Raw genomic sequence first — 14,459 nt, 5'->3', positions numbered from 1 at the left:
CCGGCCTCCTAGTTCACGGCGCGGCGTTTGACCGCACGGATAAGTCCGCCGAGCAGCGGCAGCTGTTCATACAACATGGCGCCAACATCAAAGTAGTCTCTGTGATATATCACCTTGTTGTCTTTGGCCCGCAATTGAGAATGCCCCTCGACGACTATGGGCTGACAGCCATTGAGCTGCTTGTGCCTGAAGGTCATGGTCCAGTAGACGGCGGCTTCACCTTGATGCTCAAGAACCTCATCTATGGTGAATTCACAGCTGATCACCTGACGATAGAGGCCCTGAAAATAGTCCAGCAGGTTATCCAGCCCCTCGACGCGATGCAGAGGGTCGCAAAAGACGACCTCTGGGTGATAGATCTTGCGCAGCGCCTCGAGATTATCACTAGCTAACTCGCGATACACGGCAGTAAAGTTTTGTAACCATAGGGCGCTAGTCGTCTTCGTCATCCTATTCCACCTTATAAAACGCCAGGGCCCTTTGGCGCGCCGCCTTATGGTCCACTATCGGCGCAGGGTAGATCTCAGCCTTGCCCTGACTGGCTAAATAGTCGTGGGGAAAGTGGATCTGCTTGTCGGGCACCTCGCTCAACTCTGGTAGATACTTACGGATGAAATCGCCATTAGGATCAAATTTCTGGCTCTGGGTGATGGGATTAAAGATCCTAAAATAGGGCTGGGCATCACAGCCCGTGCTGGCGGCCCACTGCCAGCCGCCGTTGTTGGCACTGAAATCACCATCGATCAGCTGCTGCATGAAGAAGCGCTCACCCTTATGCCAGTCCACCAGCAGGTGCTTGGTGAGGAAACTCGCCACTATCATGCGCAGACGATTGTGCATCCAGCCGGTACGGCGCAGCTGTTTCATGGCCGCATCGACTATGGGGTAACCCGTGCGCCCTTCGCACCAAGCCTGAAGGTGGGCCTGATTATTGGGCCAGGGCAGCGACTCATACTTGGGCTGAAAGCTTCTACCCTTGATAAGCTCGGGATAGTGAAACAACAGATGCTTATAGAAATCGCGCCAGATCAACTCATTGAGCCAGCTGAAGGCGTCATGCTGGGTGTCATAGATCACCTCGGGATGACGCTGCACCAGTTGCAGCGCCAGCCAGCGAGGACTGATGGCCCCAATAGCCAGATAAGGCGACAAGCCTGATGTGCCTTTGATGGCCGGAAAGTCCCGCCGCTCGCCATAATCGAGCAACTTGTTTTCCCAGAAATGGGGCAGCAGCTGGCTCATCACCTGCTCACTGTCGGGCCATCGGCTGGAGTCCACCAGGGGAAAATCAAGGTCAATGCTAGTTAATGAGTTGGTGTTTTCCTGCTGTGTAACCTGGGGCACGGCTTGAGCATCACAGACCGATTTTGCCGGCGTCGGCACACACTCGATGCCCTTCGCCGCCACACACTTGAGCCAGGCCTTCTTGAAAGGGGTAAAGACCTTAAACATCTCACCCTGCTGGTTGAGCACGCTGCCCGGCGGCAAGATGGTATCGTTTTGCCACAGGCGCAGATCGCTCCCCGCCGCCATCACCTGTTTATCGCGCTCCTGCTCATCGAGCTCAGGCTCGCTGTTGGCCAGCAGCAGGTTGACGCCATGGTCGCGGCAGTAGTCGCATAACACCCTCACCTGATCCCGAAAATCTGTGGCTGACAAGATGACCAGCTCGATACCGTACTGGGACAACTCACCGGCCATCAACTCGAGATGGCGACGAATGAGATCGACCTTGATCGGCGCCATATCATGCTGTTGCCACTGAGACGGAGTGGCGATAAACAGCGCCTGTTTCACCCCGAGCCGCACCGCCTCACTCAAGGCGGGATTGTCATGGAGACGAAAATCCCGTCTCAGCCACAGGAGTGCGCTCAATAGCCGTACCTCAATCTCAGCTCCTTGGGATGAGGGTTAAGATAGGTCTGCTGCTGCAGGTATTCGTTAGGAAACTCAATAAGATGATGCTTTATCAGGGTCAGCGGCACCAAGAGTGGCGACAGCCCCTCGCGATAGGCGGCGATCTCCTGGGTCAGCTCGCGGCGCTTATGCTCGTCCAGCTGACGCTTAAAGTACCCCTGCAGGTGTTGCAGCGTATTAGTGTGACTACGACGGGACGCCTTATGCTTAAGTGCCTGCATCAGCCCCGAGATATAACGCTCACCCTGCTCCTCTACACCGATATCGGCGCGGCCCAACAGACGGCCCAACTCGCGATAGCTCTCTACATGATGACTCATCACCAGATACTTATGGGCGCTATGGAACTGGATTAACTTGTGTCGGGTCAACCCCTCGGCCTTGAGATCCAGCCACTTCTGGTAGGTGAAGATGCGGGTAGTGAAGTTTTCGCGAATGATGGGGTCGTTCAACCTGCCACTCTCCTCACAGGGCAAGAGCGGATTTGCCTTCATCACCTGCTCGGCGAAGATGCCGACGCCGGTAGACTCGGAACCCTTGCCGTGATGATGATACACCTTGACCCGCTCCATGCCGCAGCTGGGGCTCTTGGCACAAAACACGAACCCTGCAAGATCCTGATAGTTCTGGGCGGCATTAGCGCCGAAGTCTTTAAGGGCCTGGGTCACATCGCCGCTACCGTCGGGGCGCGACACGGTAATGATGTTGTCCCGCACTATCTGCCTGATGGTGGGGCGTGGCACCGGCAGGCCGATGGCCATCTCGGGACACACAGGTTTAAATTCGGCGAACTCCGCCAGCTGCTCCATACAGAAACCCGATTTTTTGTGGCCTCTGTCGAAACGCACCGGCTCACCCATCACACAGGCACTGATGCCAATCTTTAATTTCTTCATAGCGCCTCCAGTTGGCAGACTCGGATTAACACTCGGATTAATAGATGAATCGTCCTATTGGGTTAAGCAGCTGGCTCATCCCTTGGGTAAAGTGAATAGCGTCACTCGATACTGTGAGGCAGACGCAGCCCTCCTCGGTCACCGGCTGATGGGTGTGCTGGCCGTCGAGCCAGACGAAATCGCCCTTGCGATAAACGCCCATCTCATCGGTAAAGCTGCCCTGCAGCAACAAGGTTATCTCGAAGCCTTTATGGGTGTGACAAGGCACACTGCCCCCCTTGTCTATGTGCAGCAGGCTCATCCTGAGATCACCATCATCCAGTGCCAGGCGCGAGCGTGATAGCTTGCCCATGCCCTGCCACTCCTTGAGGGCAATAGACTTAAGCGCGGTCGGCAGCGGGATGCGCTCACCGCCCACGGCAATCTCGGTGACGGTTTGCGGCAACTGGTTCGTATCGTCACGCTCCTGTGCCGTGATAGCCTCGATGCAATCATCAAGATCTGCGTAATCGTCTGAGTCACCGAACTGGTTGAGAAAATCAAAATAGTCTAAGCCAGAAAAATCCTCTAAGCCAGCGGCTTGAGGCTCATCTCGCAAGCCTTGTTCTTTGATAGACTCGCCGAAGGCGTCGATGGCGGCCTGCTCGGTGAGAGCCTGTACGGCGCGGTTACACTCACTACAAAGCTCCACATGGCTGGCCACCACGACGGATACGGATGCAGGCAAGTTACCGGCAACAAACTGCGCCAGTACGTCAGAAGTGGGATGGTGATTAATCATGCTGCTGGTCTCCCATCTGCTGCTTGAGTTTTGCCAGGGCGAGCCTGAGCCTGGATTTAATGGTGCCGATTGGCACGCCAAATTGCTGGGCCAACTGCTCTTGGGACAGCTCCTGATAATAGACACCCTTGACCACGGCCCGCTGGGCCTCCGGCAGGCTGTCGACATAGGCCATCATCTGCTTCTCCATCAGATGATCGGCGAAATGAAGCGAGTCCTCCTCACTCTGGGCCTGAGCCTGTTCCAGCGGCCAGATGTCATCGCCCAGGTTCATCTCGGCCTTGGCCTTAAGGCGCCTGAGCATATCGAAGGCGGCGTTACGCATCACGGTATAGACCCAAGTGGTGGCCGCCCCTTTATCGCCGTCATAGAGATGAGCCTTGCGCCAGACGTTACTCATGGTCTCCTGCACCAACTCGTGCGCCTGAGCCTCGTTGCCTAGCTGCTTTATACCGAAGCGTTTAATCTTGGGCGCAAAGAATTGAAACAAGTGGGTGAACGCCAGCTTATCTCTGGCATCGGCGACCCGCACCAACCAGCTCGAAAGCTCCGTCGGCACCTGCGTCTCTGACTGAGTTTTGATATCCGCACTCCCTTTATCTAGGGCGCCTGCGCTTACAAGTGTCTGCATCTTTACTCACGTATGACCCTTACATAAAGGCCTATACGCAGGTGAGCGCGGCGAGGATCAATTAATTTTGTCCTGACCCAAAATGAATGTATCGAGAAACGACTTTGCCTGGGGAAAACTGTCAGGCAATATGAATTTCTCCTTCTCATTCAAAGATAAAGGCAATATCTCTAAAAAGCGAGCGCAGACCCAATCCAGCCGGTTAAATTCTGGCTCGGGGTAGAGCTGTGCCAATTGGCCATGTTCGGCAAACACGGCGCCTAGGGTCAGACCCAGCTGTCCAGGCTTGGCACTGGGATACTGAGATGGCCAATGATCACGATGACGGCAGCGAGCCATTAAGAGTCCATCGCCACGCATATCGAACCTGTCCAGGCTCACCAGATGGCTGGCCCTGACATCGATCACCAACAGGCCGTCCTCGCCGTGGTGAAAATCGACTATCTGTACCTTGGTTCCCCAATCTGGCACATTGAAATCAAAGGCCTTATCGTAGCGGGCGATCACAAAGCCTGTGCCTGTGGACTCGGCCGCCATGGATTCTGAAACCAAGGATTCTGAAACCATAGCAAGGTAACGCTGCTCGAAGATCCTCAGACGCTGAACGCCCTCCGGCAACACAAACAGCGGCAGTGGAAAGACCGCCAGGGTCTGCTCAGCGAATTCTTTGAGGTCTTGTTGCTGCGTCCTGCTTCCAGGGCTGGTTTTATGGGTGATCTTCATACTGGCTTGCTTACACGACTCTGCTACTGAAATGCTTTCCAACTCAGATATCGAAGTGCAGTTGTTTGCTGCTAGTGATATCTGGTTGACCTATAACTTGATTACGCAGCGATGCCAATAATCGATCACCTGAATACGAGGTGTGATAAAAACAGATGGATAAATAAAGACAAGGATTAATAAAGAGAGGGGTTAATAAGCAGAGACATGGAAAAGGCGCCCCTTGGCCGCCTTGACTGATATTTTGTTCCGCTCATTATATGGGAGGAGCTATTGAGGGGTAACTTTGACCTATTTGGCCTACTTTGCCTGCTTGGCCTGGTTTTGACGCTCAAGCACACTGGCCATGGACGGTACCACAGTCACGGGATCCAGTCGCATCTGGAACCAGTTAAGGCGCCAGTCAAGATGCGGCCCGGTAACGCGTCCGGTGGCGCCCACCTCGGCAACCGGTTGGCCCTGTTTGATCACATCGCCCGGCTTAACATAGAGCTTGCTCAGATGCAGGAAGCTGGAGCTCACCCCATAGCCGTGGTCGATGATCATAGTGCCGCCTGAGTAGAACATGTCGGGAACTGAGAGGGTCACCACACCATCGGCGGGTGCCACCACAACTGTGCCTGTCTTGGCGGCGACATCCACCCCATAGTGAGGGTTACCCGGCTTACCGTTATAGACACGCTGACTGCCATAAACACCCGAGATGCGGCCGGTGAGCGGCCAGATGAAATCTTTAGCAAAGGCGGTTTGGCCCGAGAAGGTGGCTCTGGCGGCCTTGACCTGCTTGCTGTCTTTGGCGGCGCGCTCTATAGCCTTAGGATCCGGCTTCATGATCTTCTTGGCGATGCCGTTGACCCTGTCTATCTTGTACTGTTTCTCGCTTATCTTGAGGGGCATAAGCTGGGTCAGGCCATCGGGATAGACCAGCTTAAGCTCTTGATTAAGCTCGGCTTGTCTCTCGAAGCCGAAGGCAAACAGGCCTTCGGGGCTCACCTTTACCGGCTCACCGTTGAGCCATACCTGAGTTCCCGCCTGAGTCTGGCCGCGGATCAACGCACCCTGCTCCATCTTGCCACTCAAGTTAACCTCGCTCAGGTTCACCTCGGCCTGAGCGCCCATGGCGCCACCAAGACAGAATACCGCCACAACTAAGCGCAACAAGTTCAAATTCGACTCCTATTGATTAGGCTAATAAAACGTCATATATACCGCTAGGCGCGGCGCTCGCCTTTAACTGAGATGGCGCCCTTACCCACACCTTCATAGGCGATCACCTTAAATTCGCTCTCTGGGTTTTCGCTCGCCAGCGTGGTGGCGATAAAGTCGGCCAGCAGCTCTACCGTGGTGTCGTGGGGGATGATCTCGCAGCGCTTCTTAGGCATGGCCAGCTGAAAATCCCCTTGCGGCGCCACATAGTGGAAACCATAGTGGGTCTCGTCACTCACCGTTGTCTGCGGCGACAGCTCTAGTTCGTCCACCCCAACCAGGTCATCTTCGCTCCCGAGATAAATATCTTTCCAGCGGCGGGCCCAATACTCGTCCCACTTAGGCGCGGCGATACCATTTTCAAACACGTTGATCGGGCTGCGATGACCGTGGGCGATACGCTGACAGTTGCCATCGTGCTTCTTCAAGCCATGTGAGTAGTGATAATAAGGGGTTTCGTGCAGCTCGTTACGCAGGGTTAACGCAATGCCCTGTACGTTGTCGGGCAGCACCTCTTTCAAGGCTTTCAGCAAGAAGGCGTTCACGCTGTCGAAATCGATGATCTCAGTGGGTATCAGGGCAAAGGCCTGGGCAGGACAGGCGAGATGGATATCTCCCTGCAGGCTGTTGAAGTCCATCCAGACACGATCGCCCTGCTGCTGCCATCTTACCTCGGCACAGGCGGTGGGGATCAGCAGGCGGTGATCGGCCACATCGTCGATGGTGTTCTTGATGGTGCGTTTCACTTTGGCAAAATCCAGCACCATGTTCTGATCGTCCAGCCCGCCATCGAGCAGCACATCGACGATCCAGCTCTCTCCCACCATGCCACGAATAGGACACAGGTAAGAAAAATCGATTACGGTTAAATCTCTAACAAAAAGTTGCATTTACGCTCCGTCGGCAGAAAAACAGTCCACCTTAAAATGGTCCCATCGGCAAACGGCCGGAGGACACTCTAGTTTCAACAGATAATTTCAACTCATCTGCGATATTTTAGCAAGTCACACAGGGCCTAAGCGTTCGCCGCCTGACCAGTACAACTTATTTAAAGCATCATAAACGAAAAAAGCGCCTAACACAGACGCTTTTTTCTGGCGCTAACTAAGCCGTTACAATTAGGTTATTGACCGCCCTTGAGGCGGCGATCTAATTGATCCTTCAGGTTAGCCGGCACGCCCTTGATCAAAATAGAATCTGAGATGGGGTCGTAGATCACCCGCTCACCCAGATGCTGACCGTCGAAGCTGATGGTCACGCCACCACCGGTACCGGAAAACTTCTTCAGCTGACGCAGGGTCGGCTTGTCGCCGGGAAACTCCTCCTCCAGCTCATAGTCGCCGCCCTGGGCGAAATCGTAGAAGGAGTCCATTCCCGCATCGGCCAGTTCATCGGCCAGGTCTTTAAGCTGAATATCGGCGCCGCTATCGACCTGCTCGGTGCAGTACTCGAACACCTTCTCGCGGCATTGCTGGCGCTCATCCTTGGTCAGCTCGCTGTTGGCCACGAAATCTTCTACCGCGTTCATCAGCGACTTGTTCTGCGCCTTGGTGTTCACCCCTTCGACACACCCCATGAAATCGAGGAAGAAGTCGGCCACCTTACGTCCGGCGCGGCCGCGCACGAAGGAGATATACTTGAGCGAATCCGGATCGGCCTGCCACTCGGTCAGATCGATTCGGGCCGCCAGCTGCACGTTGTTAAGATCCAGGTGGGTGTTTTGCGACAGCTCCATGTCGTCCAGTACCGTCATCGACGACTTGGCATTGAGCAGGGAGACAAACAGGTAGTCGCTGGTCATATAGGTATAGCAGGCCAGCAGCAGGAAACCGCCCTGGCTAAAGTCATACTTGGCGAGTTCTTCCTGCAGCAGCTGACCCGCGACGCCGGAAAACTCGACGAACCCAAGCTCGCCACCCAGATACTGGCTCAGTGCCTCTTTAAACTTAGGGTTTGCTTCACCATCTTCGCCGTGGGTACCAAAATGACCAAACCCCTTACCCGACTTACTGGTGTAGGTTTGATGCAGCTCTTCGAGCATGGCTTCAACGGCTTGACTATTTAGTAGCGGTTGTGGACGCAATCTACAGCTGAGCTGGCCTTCGCCATCTTGGGATATCGCGTGAATAATTGCTTGTTCGACGTTAATACTCATAAGCCTCGATAGTGATGTTGGTAGAAATCCGTTATTATATGCCGCTATTTCAAATTAAAGTGAAAAAATTTTTAAATATGGCTATCCAATCTAAATATTCAAACGCCCAGGTCGAAGCCGTCATCGCCGAGATCCTGGCTGTACTGGACAAGCACCAGGCACCAACCGACCTCAGCCTCATGGTTCTGGGCAACTGTGTCACAGATCTGCTGCACCGCAAGGTACCTGAGGCGGCGCGTGAACAGGTGGCCGAGCAGTTTGCCAAGGTGCTGACCCAGTCGGTAAAAAGCTAACACCAACGGCTAAAAAGCGGTTTTTGTGCGCAAAAAACTGGCCAATCCGCCTTAAAAAAAATTAAGATAGACAAGTATTTCAACAAATAACGGATCCCTATGATCGAGCGTAAAAAAGAGATGGGCCGTGATCGTGTGTCACGCTTAGTCAGTTGGGGGCATTGGTTTGCCTTCTTCAACGGCTTCTTGGCGATGATAGTCGGCGTCCGTTATATTGAAACCGTGGGCGCGCCCGAGTCTTGGATTGGCTGGGGCTATCTGGCCATCAGCACCCTGGGCCACTTTAGTTTTCTCGCCTTCATCGTCTATCTGGTGGTGCTGTTTCCCATCACCCTCTTACTGCCCTACTCCAAGATATTGCGCGGACTCGCGGCCTTTGCCGCCACCCTTGGCCTGTGTATCTTGCTGTATGACACCCTGATTTACGACGACTATGGTCTGCACCTTAGTCCATTTGTGTTCGACATCGCCTGGGCCGATCTCAACGCCCTGCTGCAAGGCACCTCTTATATAGTTACGCCGCTTGGGATCATCATCCTTGAGCTGACCGCCGCCAACTACCTGTGGAAACGCATAGAGAAGATCCGCAAGTCTAACTATGGCCCCAAGGTGGTCTTGGTTATTGGCCTCTGTTTCGTCAGCAGCCACCTGATTCATATCTGGGCCGACGCCGCCGACATCACTGAGATCACCCGCCTGGATGACGCCTATCCGCTCTCCTATCCGGCCACCGCGCGCTCCTTCATGGAGAGCCACGGCATAGAGAAGAGCAGCAAGGCACAAGATCCGAGCAAACTACAACCGAGTCTCAACTACCCGATCTCGCCGCTGCAGTGTAGCGCCGACCCAGAGCTCAACATCTTGATGATCGCCATCGACGGCTTTAGGGCCGATCTGGTGGACAAAGAGACCATGCCCTTCCTGTACGAATACGGCAGACACAACCATGAATTTAAGCAGCACCTGAGTGGCGGCAATATGCATAACAGCGGCATGTTCTCCCTGCTCTATGGCCTGCAGGGCAGCTATATCGCCGCCAGCGATCTCAGCTATCGCTCGCCTGTGTTCACCCAGGAGCTGGCTAAACAGGGCTACACCCTGGCGCGTTTCGCCCCCGAAACCAGCAATATCGAGCCGCAGGCCATCTATCAGGATATGACCTCGCACATTCAGCCGCTCACTAACGGCGTGGCCGATGCCGATATTCAATCCATCGACAGCTTCAACCAGTGGCGCATGCAGCAAGACAAGCCTTGGTTTGCCCTGCTCAACCTGCAGAGCCCCGACAGCTACGACACGCCGATCGGCTTCCTGGGGATTGAGACGGTGAAACCGAGCACACCACTTAAGCCGGCGCAGAAGGTGTTGTTCAACCAATACCGTCAGTCCCTCAACTTTGTCGACAAGCAGCTGCAAAAGCTTATCGAACGTCTACCGGCCAGCACCTTCGTGATGGTCACCGGCGTGTCGGGCAAGGTATTCACCGGCGACAACGACAATCAGCGTGGCAACCTGTCACCGGCCAACGTGCATGTACCACTGATCATCCACTGGCCCGGCATGGAGTATGACAAGAAGGTCACCTACCCTAGCAGCCACTACGGCGTGGTGCCGACCCTGATGACCCAGCTGCTGGACTGCACCAACAAGGCGAGCGACTACAGCGCCGGGCGCAACATACTTCAGCCCCAAAGCGAGAACTGGACCTATATCGGCGACAACCTGGTGTTTGGTATCTATCAGGAAGATGAGATCACGGTGATCGATAGACACGGCAAGTACCGTATCTATAACCGTGACTATAGCAAGCGTCTGCGCAACAAAAAGATCAGCGCGCCCGAGCTAATTCAGGTGATGCGCGAAGGACGACGCTTCTACAATCACTAGGCCCTGAGTCATTTAGAGCCGAGAACTGGGACTGAGTCATTAAGTCCCGAGTCACTGATCATTAGATCGCTGTGCACCAACGACTTAGGTCGAGCAGTCAGCGACTATAAACTAGGCAGTCGATCGGACTCAACCGCCGAAACACTTGCACAGGGGCAAACGACTTGATAAAGTTCTGCCTGTTCGAAGCAGACCCCAAGTCTTTGCTGCTTTGGATAAAATCGGTATGTAGCGCAGCCCGGTAGCGCACTGTCATGGGGTGTCAGGGGTCGGAGGTTCGAATCCTCTCATACCGACCAAATTCTTAATCAAAAAAGCCTGTACTTCTTAATGAGTTACAGGCTTTTTTGTGTCTAATGACTTATTGTTGGTAATTCAAACATGGTCAAACTCTGGTCAAACTCTGGTCAAACCTACGACGAAAATCCGCATTAAATCTGGTGTCCTTTCGATTACTTTTTGTAATGATGTGGGCCTTGTAGATGCTTATTCACTCTCTTTGTAGTAGCCCCCCACATTCTCTGCAGATGCTTCTCTTCAATAGGCGTTAAATTACATGAAAAATTGACCCACCAATTGCGACATGTGTGAGACCCACTTTGTTTAACTTAATAACAAACTCTTAGTTGCAAAAAAGTAATTCAGTCAGTAACACAAATCATTTTGACTAGTTTGGTACAAGCCCATCTAGTTTCTCCCGCCAAAATCGCATCCAATTGTAAATCGCTACAGAGTTAATAACTGCGTCCTTCTGTGACAATTCCATAATTCGACCAACCTTGTTCAGCTAACATCAATAAGCTCATGCTAAAACAACGCTTGTGCTGTGGCGCATTGACCATTTGAAAACCCATACAATTCGCTCGGCTCTACCCTAGTTAGTCATACGGCCACTTAGGTCGCTATAAACATAATTAGGAGTACCTATGAAAAACAACACTATCGCTCTTCAGCTCATCAGCCTAAGAGCCATCATTAAAAAACTTTATAAGGCGATAAACATAGAGCTTGAAACCGTCAGCGATGTTCAACTCGGGCTACTTGCTGAACAGGAATTTCTACTCTACTCGGTTGAATCTTACCTTGGCAAAAATGGCTTAAATGAAATTGAATGCGAACTTGTTTTAGAGTTCTTGTATCAATGCTTGAATAATATGCCACTAACGAACCTAGTTATTGAAGAGGACACATCATCCATTAACTAGGAGAAGCCATGAGCAACAACAAGTCACTGTTTATTAGAGAGTATCAAAGGAAATCAAAAAGTCCCTGGGATGACCACTGCACTGTTCTTTTGCTTGCTGAGCAGCAAAAGAATGTTCAAGGAACCATCGAAGTTAGCTTCGGACAGTACATCTATCAGCATAGGGATTCAGCTGGAAGAATTTTAGGGATCAGCGTAAGCAAGTCTATCCTAGAGGACTTTCCAGAGTTCACTAACCAATATCTTGAGGGCATTGACATGTACATCATTCTCCTATTGCTAAAGGAAGAGATCAGAGCTTTCTGTAACTTGTTCAAACATGAGTTTTTGGAACTATATGGCCTCTATCCTAATGAATATTTTGACCAAGCTGAGCAACACTGGGCAGACAGGTTAAATGATGACTTGTAACACCTACTAGCGAGCCAAATGGCTCGCTTTTTTCACAAACTTAGTTCGTTACCCTACTAGCGATTCACCGTTTTGGAATGGCCCGTATTTCATTGACACCCTAATGCCTCAAAATGTGGTTGTCACTGCAATTGCGAGAGAAATGATCGCCTACATTTGGGCAATATCCAGAGAAGTGGTACTCGCGCCAGTTAATCCGAAATTACGACTTGCGAGAGTGCCTGCATGAAAATAGATTTTGAGTTAATGCAGCTGATGAAGCATCGGGTGTGGCACAACCACCGACGGCGTTAGGATGGCAATGGGATAAATATCCCATTGAACCACGTGCATAGACTGAAGACAGGTGCCACGACGGAAAAAGTAAGGTAGGCGCTGCTTATTGAAAAATAAGTAATCCACGGATACCAGCATGACAACCGACGAACTTACTGGCTTAATCGACTGCGTTAACTCAACTTAGTTTGAGAAAGGCAAAAGGCTTAATAATTTAGGCCGATATTTGTGCGCTCGACTTGACAGTGGGAGTCATACCAACGCCGCGCACAGCCGCCGGAGGTAATTGGCGCCATTTTTGCGCAAGCAAAAAAGGTGACAATTGTCGGAGGTCGGTTGCTGCGCCTTGTTAAATTCATTTTACTCCATATTCCATTGATCTAAATCTTCAACGGGATTTGGAAGGCGACCTTCAAGCCATTTTGCACATGTACCTGGCTTGAACTCTTGATCGTGACACTCGATGACCCACGATAGAAACTCATCAGGGCCACCATTCATATATGGCGGTGGTGATACTGGATGAAAACTTGTTGGTAAACGCTCATCTAATGACAAGTAATTGAGCACATGCCCGAACTCTTGTACGGTTTGCCATGCAATCGGGCTAGTGATGTCGACCTCAAATTTCACCCACCAACGGCCATCATCTTCAGAACCATGCCCAATAGCGCCTTGAATAGATGGAACTCTATTGAGAAATTCTAATAGTTTTGTAAATGCACGATCATCCATCTTAATTGAACCGAACTATCCTAAGAATTTAACGCCCTGTTAATGGGCAAAATATAGTTGGCTAAAATTAAGCGACGAAGGAGCAAAAGCCAACTGTATTTTGTCCCTGTTTAACAGTTTGTTAAGTTACAATTTCGACAAATTCATCAATTTTGCACCTTTGGGGTTCGAACAAAACGAATGGATTGCAGAGTCTACAATTGAACCAAAATTTAAATGGATTTTGTCGCTAAGTAAATGACAAGAAGATTGGGGCTCATTGCAACCATGGAAGTATTGATTTTTCCTTATTGAGTGCCTTAAAACATGGAACAACTCTTTCAAAATGTGATATTTAGCTGCTAAATAATGAGTGTAAAGGTTGCCTTTTTCCTCAAAAGTTTTGTGTATGCTGCCATTGACATGCTCTAAAGCGAAATTTTCGAAGTCCATAAGGATGTTATTGTTTTGCGGCATCATAAAACGACTTAAAGGGTATATATTCATATCAACAAACTGCATTAGACATGAATCTAAACTGTTGAAATCATCTTTAGGTAAGATTTCCCCAGATATGTTCATGTACTGCTTTGCTGTTGCTATTGAATTTAAGAAAGCGGTTTTTTGTGCGCCATCTACATTATCAGTAACAACTCTTAACTTTGCTTTACTATGAGCCTTAAGAGATGTAAATATTGAATCAAATAGGACTTCAAACTTTTCAATATTTTTATCTCTTTTGTTATTGGATTTAAACTTGTATTTTTTATTTAAAACAGTGGCAGAATGAAAATTAAAATTTAGGTTTGCCTTTTCAATTGAGCGAGACCATAAAATCCATCTCGTTAACGCCTCCATTTTACTTTCTTTTTTTAACTTCCTTGCCGTGAATCCAATCACCACTACCTTTAATTAGCCATTCACTTGTATCAAGTGATGGTCTAAATTCATGTTTAATTTGATTAACAAATTCAGCTATTTTAGGCGCGTCAATATCTCGAACTAGAAAACCACCAACAAATGTCATGTTTTTAATAAAGCGTTCATCAATATAAAGTGTCAACTCCTCGCTTTGTATGGTAGCTGAAGCTAATAAACCGCTAGCATTAGCGCCAGCATGTACTTCGGGCGCTAACCATAAAATATCTTGCTGCCTAATTTCGTCATGTCTAGGAATGTAATAATTAAGATCTTCTAACTTTAATTGGTACACCATACTTTCCTTGTAACTTAACGCTTTGCTCTAGGGAATCCCCAGATAATTCCTTGTACAATCAATTAGTAGACACGCATGGTGCTGTTTGATCTAATCAATTTCGCCAAAAACAAACTAGAACAACACCATGCGCGACATTACAATACTAC

General features: G+C 50.6%; 16 protein-coding genes, 1 tRNA gene and 1 pseudogene. 6 read left to right on the top strand and 12 right to left on the bottom strand.

What is annotated here, in order from left to right:
- Nucleotides 1-8: 8 nt before the first annotated feature.
- The 9 genes from GNT65_RS07100 to yejK form a co-directional block, all read right to left on the bottom strand.
- A complete protein-coding gene (locus GNT65_RS07100; protein WP_160794750.1) occupies nucleotides 9-449 on the bottom strand; it encodes a nuclear transport factor 2 family protein in 441 nt (146 codons plus the stop codon).
- A 1-nt stretch (nucleotide 450) separates the two neighbouring features.
- Nucleotides 451-1,875 (bottom strand): deoxyribodipyrimidine photo-lyase, encoded by a 1,425-nt coding sequence (gene phrB / locus GNT65_RS07095; RefSeq protein ID WP_160794748.1) that lies wholly within the window; start codon nucleotides 1,873-1,875, stop codon nucleotides 451-453.
- Nucleotides 1,872-2,813, bottom strand: a complete 942-nt coding sequence (locus GNT65_RS07090; RefSeq protein WP_160794746.1) for a YbgA family protein — start codon at nucleotides 2,811-2,813, stop codon at nucleotides 1,872-1,874. Before GNT65_RS07090 ends, phrB begins: the two co-directional genes overlap by 4 nt.
- Before the next feature lie 37 nt (nucleotides 2,814-2,850).
- The gene (locus tag GNT65_RS07085; RefSeq protein ID WP_160794744.1) at nucleotides 2,851-3,594 is read right to left on the bottom strand and encodes a ChrR family anti-sigma-E factor; all 744 of its coding nucleotides are present in this window, start codon (nucleotides 3,592-3,594) and stop codon (nucleotides 2,851-2,853) included.
- Nucleotides 3,587-4,225, bottom strand: a complete 639-nt coding sequence (locus tag GNT65_RS07080) for a sigma-70 family RNA polymerase sigma factor (protein ID WP_160794742.1) — start codon at nucleotides 4,223-4,225, stop codon at nucleotides 3,587-3,589. The genes GNT65_RS07085 and GNT65_RS07080 overlap by 8 nt, the downstream gene beginning before the upstream one ends.
- A gap of 57 nt (nucleotides 4,226-4,282) precedes the next feature.
- On the bottom strand, nucleotides 4,283-4,948 hold the full coding sequence (locus tag GNT65_RS07075; protein WP_160794740.1) for an LON peptidase substrate-binding domain-containing protein: 666 nt from the start codon (nucleotides 4,946-4,948) through the stop codon (nucleotides 4,283-4,285).
- A 300-nt stretch (nucleotides 4,949-5,248) separates the two neighbouring features.
- Nucleotides 5,249-6,067, bottom strand: a complete 819-nt coding sequence (locus GNT65_RS07070; protein WP_160795111.1) for a M23 family metallopeptidase — start codon at nucleotides 6,065-6,067, stop codon at nucleotides 5,249-5,251.
- Nucleotides 6,068-6,159: 92 nt separating this feature from the next.
- Nucleotides 6,160-7,044: a 6-carboxytetrahydropterin synthase gene (locus GNT65_RS07065; RefSeq protein WP_160794738.1), complete on the bottom strand. Its 885-nt coding sequence runs from the start codon at nucleotides 7,042-7,044 to the stop codon at nucleotides 6,160-6,162.
- A 233-nt stretch (nucleotides 7,045-7,277) separates the two neighbouring features.
- Nucleotides 7,278-8,309, bottom strand: coding sequence for a nucleoid-associated protein YejK (yejK, locus tag GNT65_RS07060; protein WP_160794736.1), 1,032 nt, complete (start codon nucleotides 8,307-8,309; stop codon nucleotides 7,278-7,280).
- Nucleotides 8,310-8,386: 77 nt separating this feature from the next.
- Here yejK and GNT65_RS07055 point away from each other — a divergent pair, with 77 nt between their 5' ends.
- The 6 genes and pseudogenes from GNT65_RS07055 to GNT65_RS20520 form a co-directional block, all read left to right on the top strand.
- Nucleotides 8,387-8,602 carry a YejL family protein gene (locus tag GNT65_RS07055; protein WP_160794734.1) on the top strand — a complete coding sequence of 72 codons (216 nt, stop codon included), beginning with the start codon at nucleotides 8,387-8,389 and terminating at the stop codon, nucleotides 8,600-8,602.
- A gap of 99 nt (nucleotides 8,603-8,701) precedes the next feature.
- Nucleotides 8,702-10,489: a DUF3413 domain-containing protein gene (locus tag GNT65_RS07050; protein ID WP_160794732.1), complete on the top strand. Its 1,788-nt coding sequence runs from the start codon at nucleotides 8,702-8,704 to the stop codon at nucleotides 10,487-10,489.
- A gap of 222 nt (nucleotides 10,490-10,711) precedes the next feature.
- Nucleotides 10,712-10,788, top strand: a tRNA-Pro gene (locus GNT65_RS07045).
- Nucleotides 10,789-11,415: 627 nt separating this feature from the next.
- Nucleotides 11,416-11,694 carry a hypothetical protein gene (locus GNT65_RS07040; protein ID WP_160794730.1) on the top strand — a complete coding sequence of 93 codons (279 nt, stop codon included), beginning with the start codon at nucleotides 11,416-11,418 and terminating at the stop codon, nucleotides 11,692-11,694.
- 8 nt (nucleotides 11,695-11,702) lie between these two features.
- Nucleotides 11,703-12,104 carry a hypothetical protein gene (locus GNT65_RS07035; protein ID WP_160794728.1) on the top strand — a complete coding sequence of 134 codons (402 nt, stop codon included), beginning with the start codon at nucleotides 11,703-11,705 and terminating at the stop codon, nucleotides 12,102-12,104.
- 109 nt (nucleotides 12,105-12,213) lie between these two features.
- A pseudogene (locus GNT65_RS20520) lies at nucleotides 12,214-12,333 on the top strand (IS110 family transposase); the annotation flags it as partial.
- 407 nt (nucleotides 12,334-12,740) lie between these two features.
- Here GNT65_RS20520 and GNT65_RS07030 read toward each other — a convergent pair.
- The 3 genes from GNT65_RS07030 to GNT65_RS07020 all read right to left on the bottom strand — a co-directional run bounded on the left by GNT65_RS07030 (nucleotide 12,741) and on the right by GNT65_RS07020 (nucleotide 14,307).
- Nucleotides 12,741-13,115 carry a hypothetical protein gene (locus GNT65_RS07030; RefSeq protein WP_160794726.1) on the bottom strand — a complete coding sequence of 125 codons (375 nt, stop codon included), beginning with the start codon at nucleotides 13,113-13,115 and terminating at the stop codon, nucleotides 12,741-12,743.
- A 126-nt stretch (nucleotides 13,116-13,241) separates the two neighbouring features.
- Complete coding sequence (locus GNT65_RS07025) at nucleotides 13,242-13,952, bottom strand: hypothetical protein (RefSeq protein ID WP_160794724.1); 711 nt, start codon at nucleotides 13,950-13,952, stop codon at nucleotides 13,242-13,244.
- Between the two features lies 1 nt (nucleotide 13,953).
- Nucleotides 13,954-14,307, bottom strand: coding sequence for a hypothetical protein (locus GNT65_RS07020; protein ID WP_160794722.1), 354 nt, complete (start codon nucleotides 14,305-14,307; stop codon nucleotides 13,954-13,956).
- Nucleotides 14,308-14,459: the final 152 nt, after the last annotated feature.

This window comes from Shewanella insulae, assembly GCF_009831655.1.
In the GTDB taxonomy this organism is placed as follows: Bacteria; Pseudomonadota; Gammaproteobacteria; order Enterobacterales; family Shewanellaceae; genus Shewanella; species Shewanella insulae.
The sequence above is the reverse complement of the archived record's forward strand: the minus strand, read 5'-3'. Positions and strand labels throughout refer to the sequence as shown.

What these genes read in the sequence shown, in the direction of transcription:
- GNT65_RS07100 (WP_160794750.1), bottom strand. Translation starts at nt 449, where the DNA reads ATGACGAAGACGACTAGCGCCCTATGGTTACAAAACTTTACTGCCGTG.
- GNT65_RS07090 (WP_160794746.1), bottom strand. Translation starts at nt 2,813, where the DNA reads ATGAAGAAATTAAAGATTGGCATCAGTGCCTGTGTGATGGGTGAGCCG.
- GNT65_RS07085 (WP_160794744.1), bottom strand. Translation starts at nt 3,594, where the DNA reads ATGATTAATCACCATCCCACTTCTGACGTACTGGCGCAGTTTGTTGCC.
- GNT65_RS07080 (WP_160794742.1), bottom strand. Translation starts at nt 4,225, where the DNA reads ATGCAGACACTTGTAAGCGCAGGCGCCCTAGATAAAGGGAGTGCGGAT.
- GNT65_RS07075 (WP_160794740.1), bottom strand. Translation starts at nt 4,948, where the DNA reads ATGAAGATCACCCATAAAACCAGCCCTGGAAGCAGGACGCAGCAACAA.
- GNT65_RS07070 (WP_160795111.1), bottom strand. Translation starts at nt 6,067, where the DNA reads ATGGGCGCTCAGGCCGAGGTGAACCTGAGCGAGGTTAACTTGAGTGGC.
- GNT65_RS07065 (WP_160794738.1), bottom strand. Translation starts at nt 7,044, where the DNA reads ATGCAACTTTTTGTTAGAGATTTAACCGTAATCGATTTTTCTTACCTG.
- yejK (WP_160794736.1), bottom strand. Translation starts at nt 8,309, where the DNA reads ATGAGTATTAACGTCGAACAAGCAATTATTCACGCGATATCCCAAGAT.
- GNT65_RS07055 (WP_160794734.1), top strand. Translation starts at nt 8,387, where the DNA reads ATGGCTATCCAATCTAAATATTCAAACGCCCAGGTCGAAGCCGTCATC.
- GNT65_RS07050 (WP_160794732.1), top strand. Translation starts at nt 8,702, where the DNA reads ATGATCGAGCGTAAAAAAGAGATGGGCCGTGATCGTGTGTCACGCTTA.
- GNT65_RS07040 (WP_160794730.1), top strand. Translation starts at nt 11,416, where the DNA reads ATGAAAAACAACACTATCGCTCTTCAGCTCATCAGCCTAAGAGCCATC.
- GNT65_RS07035 (WP_160794728.1), top strand. Translation starts at nt 11,703, where the DNA reads ATGAGCAACAACAAGTCACTGTTTATTAGAGAGTATCAAAGGAAATCA.
- GNT65_RS07030 (WP_160794726.1), bottom strand. Translation starts at nt 13,115, where the DNA reads ATGGATGATCGTGCATTTACAAAACTATTAGAATTTCTCAATAGAGTT.
- GNT65_RS07025 (WP_160794724.1), bottom strand. Translation starts at nt 13,952, where the DNA reads ATGGAGGCGTTAACGAGATGGATTTTATGGTCTCGCTCAATTGAAAAG.